This window comes from Nocardia noduli (assembly GCF_019038455.1).
Classification (GTDB): Bacteria; Actinomycetota; Actinomycetes; order Mycobacteriales; family Mycobacteriaceae; genus Nocardia; species Nocardia noduli.
Window position 1 is genome coordinate 1 of sequence record NZ_JAFMPL010000164.1, and the last position, 10,832, is coordinate 10,832.

General features: G+C 66.8%; 9 protein-coding genes. 5 read left to right on the top strand and 4 right to left on the bottom strand.

Translation table 11 applies throughout. From position 1 onward, the window contains the following. Positions 1 to 61: 61 nt before the first annotated feature. Positions 62 to 544, bottom strand: a complete 483-nt coding sequence (locus JZ792_RS39340) for a DUF456 domain-containing protein (protein WP_216917980.1) — start codon at positions 542 to 544, stop codon at positions 62 to 64. A 176-nt stretch (positions 545 to 720) separates the two neighbouring features. On the opposite strand from JZ792_RS39340, the gene JZ792_RS39345 reads away from it, so the two are divergent. After that, positions 721 to 945, top strand: coding sequence for a ribbon-helix-helix protein, CopG family (locus JZ792_RS39345; protein ID WP_216917981.1), 225 nt, complete (start codon positions 721 to 723; stop codon positions 943 to 945). Then, the gene (locus JZ792_RS39350; RefSeq protein WP_216917982.1) at positions 942 to 1,262 is read left to right on the top strand and encodes a type II toxin-antitoxin system PemK/MazF family toxin; all 321 of its coding nucleotides are present in this window, start codon (positions 942 to 944) and stop codon (positions 1,260 to 1,262) included. The genes JZ792_RS39345 and JZ792_RS39350 overlap by 4 nt, the downstream gene beginning before the upstream one ends. 18 nt (positions 1,263 to 1,280) lie before the next feature. On the opposite strand, the gene JZ792_RS39355 is transcribed toward JZ792_RS39350, so the two are convergent. Next, positions 1,281 to 1,904: a hypothetical protein gene (locus JZ792_RS39355; protein WP_216917983.1), complete on the bottom strand. Its 624-nt coding sequence runs from the start codon at positions 1,902 to 1,904 to the stop codon at positions 1,281 to 1,283. A gap of 2,819 nt (positions 1,905 to 4,723) precedes the next feature. Between JZ792_RS39355 and JZ792_RS39360 the strand changes: the two genes are divergently transcribed. Together JZ792_RS39360 and JZ792_RS39365 are read left to right on the top strand one after the other, a co-directional pair. After that, a complete protein-coding gene (locus JZ792_RS39360; protein WP_216917984.1) occupies positions 4,724 to 4,966 on the top strand; it encodes a hypothetical protein in 243 nt (80 codons plus the stop codon). Between the two features lie 344 nt (positions 4,967 to 5,310). Continuing rightward, positions 5,311 to 6,390, top strand: a complete 1,080-nt coding sequence (locus tag JZ792_RS39365; RefSeq protein WP_216917985.1) for a cupin domain-containing protein — start codon at positions 5,311 to 5,313, stop codon at positions 6,388 to 6,390. Between the two features lie 5 nt (positions 6,391 to 6,395). Here JZ792_RS39365 and JZ792_RS39370 read toward each other — a convergent pair whose 3' ends face one another. Together JZ792_RS39370 and JZ792_RS39375 are read right to left on the bottom strand one after the other, a co-directional pair. Further along, on the bottom strand, positions 6,396 to 7,085 hold the full coding sequence (locus tag JZ792_RS39370) for a hypothetical protein (protein WP_216917986.1): 690 nt from the start codon (positions 7,083 to 7,085) through the stop codon (positions 6,396 to 6,398). A gap of 122 nt (positions 7,086 to 7,207) precedes the next feature. Beyond that, a complete protein-coding gene (locus JZ792_RS39375) occupies positions 7,208 to 9,559 on the bottom strand; it encodes an arylsulfatase (RefSeq protein ID WP_216917987.1) in 2,352 nt (783 codons plus the stop codon). Between the two features lie 212 nt (positions 9,560 to 9,771). Here JZ792_RS39375 and JZ792_RS39380 point away from each other — a divergent pair. After that, on the top strand, positions 9,772 to 10,832 hold a 1,061-nt coding region (locus tag JZ792_RS39380; RefSeq protein WP_216917988.1), incomplete at its 3' end, for a CaiB/BaiF CoA transferase family protein.

Genomic DNA, 10,832 nt, shown 5'->3' on the forward strand with positions numbered 1-10,832 from the left:
CTCCCCAAACCGTCCGACGACACCATCCCCTTCCCCGCCATCGAAAGATAAGTCGGACCGGCTACGCGATGAAGGCGCCGAGGACCCAGGTGGCGGTGGCGAGCAGGGCGCCGAGGAGTTCGATCAGCATGGACAGGCCGACACCCTTGAGCGCGTGTTTGGTCGACTGCCAGGCCGGTCGGTTGTCGCCGAGGCGTTGCAGCTCCGAAAGGTAGACGCCGAGAACGAATCCCACGATCAGGCCGACGAAGGGGATGACGAAGAAGCCGACGATGCCGAGGACGGCGCCGAGGAACAGGGCGCGGTTGGAGACACCCGCATCCTTCATCTTGCGACCGGGCCACGTGTATTTGACGATCGCGGACACCACCAGGAAAACCGCGCTGACAGCGAAGATCGACCACGCGGTCGCCCCACCCGTCAGGAACGCCCACACTCCGATCGCGCCGAAGATCAGAATCGCCCCCGGCAGGATCGGGACGATGATCCCGACCAGTCCGACCAGAATGACCAGGCCGACAACGACCTCTCCCCACACGCTCACCGCTGATCCCTCCGACTCCAGCGCCCAGTCACGCTGCCAGGATTCTCGCCTACGCGCATACGGTCTGCACAGCGGAGGTTCCAGCAGGTGGGCAGTAATTTTCATGACGACTGTCAGCGGGCGGCCCGAATACCAACGAGCCCGAGTGTAACACAAAACGTGTTACACTCGGGTGCATGGGAACCTTGAACGTGCGAACCGATGACGCGATGGAAAAGGCGCTGGCGGAACTTACCGCAGCACGTCATACCTCTCGGTCCGAAGCCGTCCGCTACGCGCTACTGCAAACCTACAAGCAGTTGCTGTTACAACAAGCAGACGCTGATGCACAGCGGCTCGCGGACGACCCCGAGGATCAGGCCGAGATGCTGGCGATCCAGCGATTCATGGGCGTGGCGTGATCTTCCGGGGAGCGATCTACGAAATAAAGGCTCTCCCCGGCGCACGTGGACACGAACAACAAGGACGACGCTATGCCGTCATCATCCAGTCCGACCGCTTCGCATCCAGCACCTCGATCGTCGCCATGACATCCACCGGGGCCGGACCAGCCGTGTATCGCCCCGAAATCGAATTCGACGGCATCAAGACCCGCATCCTCACCGACCAGATCCACACGGTGTCACCTGAGCGTCTCGGCGACTTCAAAGGCAGCCTCGATGGCAGTGAAATCGCCGCACTGGACCGCGCGCTCATGCTGAAACTCGGCCTGTTGTAACTCATCCGACCGCCCAGCTCACCTAGGCTGCGACGCTCCAGCCAGGCGGTAGGCGGCGATGAGGAAGGCGGCTTGGGCGGCGGTGTTGCACAGTTGTTCGATCCATTGGAGGGCGACGGTCTGGTCGGGGCGGGCACCGAGGGGGCCGAGGACGAAGAACGCCAGGAGTTGGGTGACGATCAGGGCGGCGGATACGGTGTCGCCGCGGCGGCGGGCCAGGCGGATGAGGTGGAGGCCGGTGAGGGTGGCGAAGACGGTGGTGCTCACCAGCATCGGGAGGGTGTCGGCGGCGAGTATCGAGGTAGCGGCGCAGGCGGCGATGAGCGCGACGGCCGGAATGATGAACCCGCGTGACAGTCGACCGGTCGCGGCGCGCGTCAATTCCGCGTACAGCAGGGCGAATCCGAGCGTCAGGAGCGGAAACAGCATGCCGCGCAACCACGGTAGGTCGGGGCCGCCCGCCGCGACGACGAGTTTCGCTGTGGCCTTGGCGAATCCGCCCGCGCCGATCAGGGCCGCGGCGAGTACGACCCATCCGCTTCCGGTGAGGCGGCGCAACAACAGGACTCCGCAGGTGGTCAGCAGTACGGGTGCGAAATCCTCGACGGCCAGGGCGAGTGGATATTCCGCGGGCGCGCTCATCGGTCGCGCGGTGTCCGTGAGTCGCGATCACCGAGGCGGGTGTTTCGTTGATTGAAACGTCGTTTCCACATGGGGCGATTGTGTCCGGGGTTCGATGATCTGTCCAGTTTCGGCCGCGGAGTCCGCAGGACGAATCCACTGTGAGCAAAACGCCCGGGAATTGCCGCGCCGAACGGGTATCACCAGCACTGATGCGGGTGTCGTTGCCCGGCGATAACGTTGTAGGGGCGTCTTTTTCGGCGCTGCGCGCGAGGAGGGTGTAGGAGATGCTCGTCATCAACGCCGCACGAAACGGCGTCCGGCCCACCGAGAAGCGGATCGCCGGGTGGCTGGGGAAGTGGACCGACGAATATCGGGTCGCGGGAATCGTGATCGCCGGGTGCTACGTCCCCGAGCGCGGCAACCCGCGCGCGGGGCGCGAAGTCGACCTCGTGGTGATCACACCGCACGTCTGCGTCGCTGTCGATGTCGTGAACATCCTGCCCCGAGCGGGCGGTGCACTGTCGTGTTCGGCCGACGGGCGCTGGAGTCTGTCCGGCGTCCCCGACGATCCGGTGCGGGTACGCCCCGGCGACGTGAATCCGATCAACGAGGTCAGCGATGCCTTCTTCGACCTGAAAGCGTGTGCGGACAGGGTCGGGTTCGACGCGTTCGTCGCGGGGCTGGTGCTGGTGGCGGGACACGCACGGTTCCCGATCACCGTCGAATGGCACGGGCCCCCACCGCACGGGTGCGATGTCGAAGCGGCGGGGCTCTCCGTACTGCGGCGGTACTTCCGCAAGTCCGCCGTGCGCCGAGAGGTGTCGTGGGACGCCGAACGGGTGCACGCGTTCCTCGGCGCGCTCGGTTACGCGGACCGGGCGACCGTGGCGCAACTGGTCGCCGAGGGGTTTCCCACCGGACTGCCACGGTCGACGGGCGGACCCTCATCGGGCGCGAGTGCGCCGTCGGATGTTCGACGTTCCAGCACATCGAGAGTCGCGGGCACCACCGAACCACCTGCGGGACACGCGCCCGCAGGCCGACCCGAACCCGGGCGTCCTCCGGTGACATCTCGGAACCCGGCCACCGCACCGCCGCCCGGAAGCGGCGGTCCGGGATCAGGCGGTCCGGGATCAGGCGGTCCGGGATCAGGCGGTCCGGGATCAGGCGGTCCGGGATCAGGCGGTCCGGGATCAGGCGGTCCGGGATCAGGCGGTCCGGGATCAGGCGGTCCGGCGCGGCCACCCGGGGGCGACCCCGGCCGTCCGACACCCCCGGCGGGGGGACCGTCACCCGCGCGGCATCCCGGTGACCCGAGGGCCGAACCGCGCCGGCCCGCACCGGATCGGTCTGTCCCGTCGATTCCCGCGCGTGCGTTCGGCCCGCCGATACCGTCGGGTCCACCTGCCTCCCCGCCACTCCCACAGCGGCATCCGGGGCATAATCCCGCAGCCGCCCCCGCTCCTGGCGGCTATTCCACTCCGCCGCCTGCCCGCCCTTCCGGGCCGCCGCCGGGTAGTCCCGACACATCGCAAGGTGATCCTTCGGCGCCTCTGTCGGGCAGCCCTACCGTGCCTTCGCATCAGCCACCGAACCCGAGTCCCCTTCCCGCACGGCCGACCCGTCCTTCGGCTCCGCTGCCGGGCAGCCCGACCACACCTCCGCACGAGCCCTCCTCCATGCCGAACCAGAGTCCTCTTCCGACGCGGCCGACGCGTCCTTCGACGCCACCGGTGTTCGCGAAACCTCCTGCCGCGCCGCAGCAAGCGCAACCATCGACGCACCCGCAGGCACCTCCGACGCACGGAAGCCCGCCCTCGGGCCCGATCTCCGCCGGGACACCGCCCGAACAACAGCAGCCGACCAATCCCCAGGCACCACCGGGCGGTACCGCCGCACCGGGATATGAGAATCCGCCCGCCGGATCGAGGTCGAGTGATCCGGCTACGGCACAACCTGCCGACGCTTCGGCTGCGGCGTCGTCGCCGGCAATTCCCCCCGATCGCGTACGTGCGAATCGGCCCACCGGAAGGATATTCGTCGGTCCGCCGACAACTTCGGCACCGCCGGAACAATCGGGTCCGCCGCCGACCTCGGCACAGCAGAACTCGCCCGATGGACCGATATCGACAGGTTCGGCTGCCGGGCATCCGGCTCCCGCGACTTCGTCATCCCCGCCGCACACCTCGGCGGCACAGGGAACGCCGACTTCGACGCCACCTGTTGCCCCAGCGTCGATTCCGCCGCCGTATCCCCCGTACACCCCCGCTCAGGAAAACGAGAACGTGCCTGCCGGATCGAGACAAGCCGAACCATCCACCGTGGCGCAATCACCGACCCCACCGGCGCACGGCAAAAGCCCAGCCCCGGAACACGGAAGCCTGCCGAACAACCCGGAGAAGGCAGGGTCATCCACGGCATCACCGACGCCGTCGACGGCACCACCGCACCGGATACCCGACGGCCCCGAATACGGAACCCCGCCCAACGGTCCTGAGCGAGCAGCAGCACCGACCGCATCACCAACACCCACGCCCTCGGGCACAGCACCGCCCCGGACGTCCCGCGGCCCGGAGAACGAAACCCCCGCATCCGCGAGCCCTCCGGGCGAACCGCCCACGCACTCACCCACCGAACCGGCGCAGCACACACCGCCCGACGCACCAGCGAATCCCCCACGTGGACTGCTGAAGTCGCGTCCTCTGGTCTCACCGGCGACCATCGACCGCCTCTCCGACGCGGGACCGAGAAAAGAGCGCCCCGCCGCACCGCCGCCCAATACCGTTGCCCCGCCGCGCGATACCGCGACGCGGTCCCGCCGACGCCGTGGTATCGCCGTGCTCGGCGCGGCCGCCGCGATCGCGGTGCTCGGCGGTGTCATATGGGCGTTCACGCAGGGCGGTTCGGATTCCACGGAACCCCGGCCGACCGGCGACCAGGTCGCCCCGTCGACAACCGTCGAACAACCGGCGCCCCCACCGTCCACGGTGCAGCCGCCGCCACCGCCGCCCAGCGAACGGCCGACCACACCACCACGCACGACACCGCGCGGCTGTTTCCCCTTCCAGCCCGACTGCTGACGGCCACGAGGAGGACCTTCGTATATCGGCGGAGACATCGCGCCGGTGATACGCCGATCGCGTCCGAAAGTGGTCGGCCGATGCCTCAGCCGGGTGGCCACCGCACAGCACGCACTGTCACGCCCGGACCTGTCCCCGGCCCACGACTTCTGCGCGCTGCCATATTCGGAGCGGAACCGCACGCTCGTCGCCCGGATATCGATCTCACGACGTCCTCGCTCACGAGACATCACAGCCCGATACTCCCGTGGCACCGCATTCCGTTCAGAGCGAAGACATGCCCTCGCCGAAACCGGCCCACATCAGGTCCGCGTGTACACACCGGTTCCTCGCGGACTCGGGTGATGATCGACCCCGGAACGATCTCGCCCGGCGATCAAGGAGGACAACGCGTGCCCTCGATCCATACCGCTTCGCTGCTGGCAGGCGAAGAGATCCACCGCAGTGAACTCGGCTCGTTGACCAGGCTGACCGCCGACAGTTTTCCCATTCTGAGCGGCCTGTCGATCAAACGTCTGACGCTGGCTCCGGGCGCGATCCGCGAACCGCACTGGCACGCGAACTGCACCGAACTCACCTACTGCACCGCGGGACAGGCCTTGGTTTCGGTACTCGACAGCGGGGGGAGATTCTCGTCGTTCCTGGTGCGTCCCGGAGAGATGTTCCATATCGACTCCGGCGCGTTGCATCACGTGGAGAACATCGGCGATACGGACGCGGAATTCATTCTGGCGTTTCGCCACGAGCGCCCGGAGGATTTCGGATTGAGCGCCTCGCTGGGCGCGATGACCGATTCGGTGCTCGGTAACACCTACGACCTGGCCGCCTCGGATTTCGCGAAGATCCGGCGCAGTACAACGGCGAAACTGCTCGTCCGTCGCGAGGGCGAGCCGGAGATACCGTCCTCCGCCCATTTCGGCGACCCGCATCATTTCGCGATCGAGGCGATGGCGGCCCCGGTGGATTCACCGGTCGGGTCGGCGCGAACCGCCCGCGAGCAATTCTGGCCCGCGCTGCACGATATCTCGATGTATTCGCTGCGCATCAGGGAAGACGGTATGCGCGAACCGCATTGGCATCCGGTCACCGCGGAGATGGGGTATGTGCACCGGGGTTCGGCGCGAATGACGATCATGGATCCGGACGGGACGCTGGACACCTACGTCGTGAACGAGGGCGAGGTGTATTTCGTGCCACGCGCCTACCCGCACCATATCGAGGTCATCGATGCGCCGCGCGTACATCTGCTGATCTTCTTCGATCAGCCGACACCGGCCGATATCGGCTACCGCGCCTCGATGAGCGCCTATTCCCGCAGCGTTCTCGCCGCGACATTCGGCGTCGCCATCGACGCGCTCCCCGAACTACCGTTCACTTCCGCCGATCCGCTCATCGTGACCAGGAACAATCCACTCGCGCCGTAGCCGCCCTACGAATCGTTCTCCTCGGTCGCGGCCTGGTCGGCCAATGTCGTGCCCGGCGGCAGGGTCGCCAGCAGATACACGCTGATCACCAGAACCCAGGCCGGGAAAACGAGGCCGACCCACACACTGAAACTGACCACGATCAGCAGGAACAGCGCGAAAACGTAGGTGATCACGACCAGCGCACGCGGCATCAGGCCGGTGCGCAGCCAGATCGTTCCCAGCGAGATCATGAACACCCCCGCCATGCGCACCGCGTAGACACTGTTCATCTGGAGCATCACCTCGCGGCCGAAGATCAGGATGTCGCTGTGTGAGACGTCCGAATGGCGGGCGAGGGCGAGAACGCCGCCCGCGATTCCCATCGACGCGAACATCATGGCGAGGAAAAGCAATCCGCTGCCCAACATGACCGTCGAGAAGAACCGGTCCTCCAGTGCGCCGATGCGATCTCTGATCACGCCGATGAACCACAGGAACGCGATCCCCGCGAAAGGTTCCAGCACCAGGGCGATCTTGATTCTCCTTTGATGCGGACCGGACCATGCCGCGTCGCTGAGGGGGTCGCCGGACAGGGTGGTGCGCAACAATACGAGACCGATCGTGAACAGCACGGCGAACAGGATGCCCGCGACGGCGGCCGAACGCGGCGTCGTCAACCTGCGGAATTGCCTCTCGCGATACACCTCGGCCATGCGTCGATCGCCTCCTGTTCGACCGCGACGGAATTTCGTCGGGTGCGATGATGCGGGAGTCCGGCACCCGACCTTTCGGGTCGTTCGGTGCCGGACTCCCGGTGCGGCGGCCGGGTCGTCGCCTACTGCCGGGCCATATGCATGCGCATCTCACTGGGGATATCGGTGATCAGGTCCCCGGACAGGTCGACGACGGCGGTGTGCAGGGTGCCGCTGAACCGGAACGGCGGCCGGTAGTCGGCGACGATCGCGGAGCCGGGGTTGGCCCCGCAGGTCATGCCGCCGGGGTTGAAGGCGACCGGTGTGGTGACCGGGAATTCCTCCCGACCGACCGCGCGGCGGTCGATGTAGAGCGTGGCGTTACCCGGTGCGCCCTTGCCCTGGGTGATGTCGGGGACACCGGTCGGCTCGAATTCGAAGCGGAGTTCGTGACGCCCCTCCGGGATCGTCTCGGTGGAGGCGACCCGGTACACGGCACGCCGAACGTAGTTGTGCGCGTAGTGCAGTCGGCCGTCCTTGACGAAGAAGGTCCAGCCGCCGACATTGGTGCCCTGGCACACCAGAACGCCGTCGGCGCCGCCCGCCGGGATCTCCACGTCGACGGTGACGCTGTGCGGCCGGTTGAGTACGCGCGGCGCGACGGCGGCGGGCAGCGTGTCGGTGTCCGCGCGCAGGGTATAACCGGTCTGCGCGGGGGTGATCTGCGGACGTTCCTGGATGAGGCGTTGCAGGGTGCTGCTGTCGATGGGCAGCACGTTGTACTTACCCGCCTCGACGTACCACAGCGAGATCATCTCCAGGAGTTTGTCGGGATGTTCGGCGGCGAGATCGTGGGTTTCCGCGAAATCCTCCTCGATGTAGTACAACTCCCAGCCGTGCGCGTCCAATTCGCCGAGCGCATCGGCGGTGATGGGGGTGCCGAACGCGTTGTCCGCCTCCGCGAAAGACGGTCCGGGCCAGGGACATACCGCGCGCCAGCCGTCGTGATCGATGGCACGGTGGCCGAGCATCTCGAAGTACTGGGTGTGATGGCCGGTGACCGCGTCCCCGTTGTCGAAGGTGTGCGCGAAGCTGACGCCGTGCATCGGCGACTGCGCGACGCCCTTGATGGTGGCGGGCGGCTCGATGCCGAGTACGTCGAGAACGGTGGGGACCATATCCACCAGATGCGCGTACTGGGTGCGGATTTCGCCGTTCGCGGTGATTCCTCGCGGCCAGTGGACCAGGAACGGGTCGCTCGCGCCGCCGCGGTAGGTCTCGCGCTTCCAGCGCCGGAAGGGGGTGTTGCCCGCCCAGGTCCAGCCCCACGGATAGTGGTTGAACGTGCTCGGGCCGCCGAGTTCGTCGATCGCCCGCAGACTGTCCTCGATCGGCTCCGGGGCGTTGTTGAAGAATTGCAGTTCGTTCGTCGTCCCGGTGACGCCGCCTTCCGCGCTCGCCCCGTTATCGGACACCACCATGATCAGCGTGTTGTCGAATTGGCCGATCTCCTTCAGGAAATCGAGCATTCGGCCGATGTGGTGGTCGGTGTGGGTGAGGAATCCGGCGTAGACCTCCATCATCCGCGCGGCCAGACGGCGCTGGTCGGCAGGCAGCGAATCCCATTCCGGCACATCGGGATCGTGCCGCGACAGCTGTGCGTCCGCCGGTACGACGCCGCGTTCCTTCTGCTGGGCGAAGGTGAATTCGCGATAGGCCTCCCAGCCGTCGTCGAAACGCCCCCTATAGCGGTCGGCCCATTCCTTGGGCACGTGGTGCGGCGCGTGGGTGGCACCGGTGCAGAAATTCAGGAAGAACGGTTTGTCGGGGGCGACCTGTTTCGCGCTGGCGATGAAGGAGATCGCCCTGTCGACCAGGTCGGAGGTCAGGTGATACCCGTCCTCGGGGGTCGCGGGCGGTTCGACCTGATGATTGTCGTGGACCAGATCCGGATACCACTGGCTCGTGTCACCGCCGAGGAAACCGTAGAAACGTTCGAATCCGCGCCCGAGCGGCCAGCGCTCGTAGGGACCCGCGGCCGATTCCTGTTCCGAGGGCACCAGATGCCATTTGCCCACCTGATAGGTGTTGTAACCGTGCTCCAACAGGATCTCGGACAGGAATCCGTTCTCGAACGGGATATTGCCGTTGTATCCCGGGAATCCGGTGGCGATCTCGGTGATTCCGGCCATGGCGTTCGCGTGGTGGTTGCGGCCGGTCATCATGCACGAACGCGAGGGCGAGCACAGCGCGGTGGTGTGCATGTTGTTGTAGAGCAGACCGTGTTCGGCGAGCTGGTCGAGATTCGGCGTCTCGATCGGACTGCCGTAACACCCGAACTGGCCGAAACCGGTGTCGTCGAAGACGATGAACAGCACGTTCGGCGCGTCGGGTACGGCACGCACCGGCTGCGGCCACGCCGGACTCGATTCGTCGGTGGTCCGACCGATGATTCCGGGGAACGTGGTGCCCGGCCGGTATTCCTTCGGTGGCATATGCTCGGACCTCCGTCGCTCGACGAGTTCTCGGTGCCACGAAAGTACGGGTGAACCGGGGCGGGCGACGTCACCCGTGAGGGGTGACCGTGGAGCGAGGCCGGTGGGCGCGCGCCGACGTTATTGTCATACTGTCAATACACCCGGGCCGGCTTTCCCGGGCGGCACCGGACGCGCCGGTGCGCTGGATCGACGACGAACCGAGGTAGGGCGTGAGCACACCATCCACCGCCACAGGATCAACCCACCCCGCCGGTGACGATCACCGGAGGCAGGGGCCGCTGGCCGGCATCAAAGTAGTCGAACTCGCCGGAATCGGCCCGGGTCCGCACGCGGCGCTGCTACTGGCCGACCTGGGCGCCGATGTGGTGCGGGTACAGCGCGCGGGCATGTTCCCCGGCTTCATGGACCGGGCGCAGTGGCGCGGACGCACCATCCTCGAGGCCAACCTGAAGGATCCGGCGGATATCGAGAAGGTGCTGACCCTGATCGGGAAGGCCGATGTCCTCATCGAGGGTTTCCGGCCGGGCGTCACCGAGCGGATGGGCCTGGGCCCCGACGCGGCGCTCGAGCGCAACCCGCGCCTGATCTACGGACGTATGACCGGATGGGGCCAGGAGGGTCCGCTGGCCGACCGTGCCGGCCACGACATCAACTACATCTCGCTGACCGGCGTGCTGAACGCCATCGGCCGCAAGGGTGAGCGGCCGGTGCCGCCACTCAATATGGTCGGCGACTTCGGCGGCGGCTCCATGTTCCTGGTGTTCGGCATCCTCGCCGCGATCATCGAGCGGCAGACCTCGGGCAAGGGCCAGGTCATCGACGCGGCGATGGTCGACGGCGCACTCGCCCTTTCGCACATGATCTGGGGTATGCGCGGTGTCGGGTTGTGGAACGACGAACGCGGCACCAACCTGCTCGACACCGGACAGGCCTTCTACGACACCTACGACACCTCCGACGGCAAGTACATGGCCGTCGGCGCGATCGAGCCGCAGTTCTACGCGGAACTGCTCGCGGGGCTGGAGATCGATCCGGAGGGTCTGCCCCAGCAACTCGACCCCAACGGCCAGGATCAGCTGAAGAAGCTGTTCACCGAGAAGTTCAAATCCAAGACCCGCGACGAATGGGCCGCGATCTTCGAGGGCACCGACGCCTGCACCACCCCCGTGCTCACCTTCACCGAGGCCGAGGCGAACCCGCATATCGTCGCGCGGACCGGCCTGGTCGAGATCGGCGGCATCGTGCAGCACGCGCCCGCCCCGCGCTTCTC

Excerpts from the sequence above, each read along its gene's own strand:
- JZ792_RS39345 (WP_216917981.1), top strand. The coding sequence starts at position 721 with ATGGGAACCTTGAACGTGCGAACCGATGACGCGATGGAAAAGGCGCTG.
- JZ792_RS39355 (WP_216917983.1), bottom strand. The coding sequence starts at position 1,904 with ATGAGCGCGCCCGCGGAATATCCACTCGCCCTGGCCGTCGAGGATTTC.
- JZ792_RS39365 (WP_216917985.1), top strand. The coding sequence starts at position 5,311 with ATGATCGACCCCGGAACGATCTCGCCCGGCGATCAAGGAGGACAACGC.
- JZ792_RS39375 (WP_216917987.1), bottom strand. The coding sequence starts at position 9,559 with ATGCCACCGAAGGAATACCGGCCGGGCACCACGTTCCCCGGAATCATC.
- JZ792_RS39370 (WP_216917986.1), bottom strand. The coding sequence starts at position 7,085 with ATGGCCGAGGTGTATCGCGAGAGGCAATTCCGCAGGTTGACGACGCCG.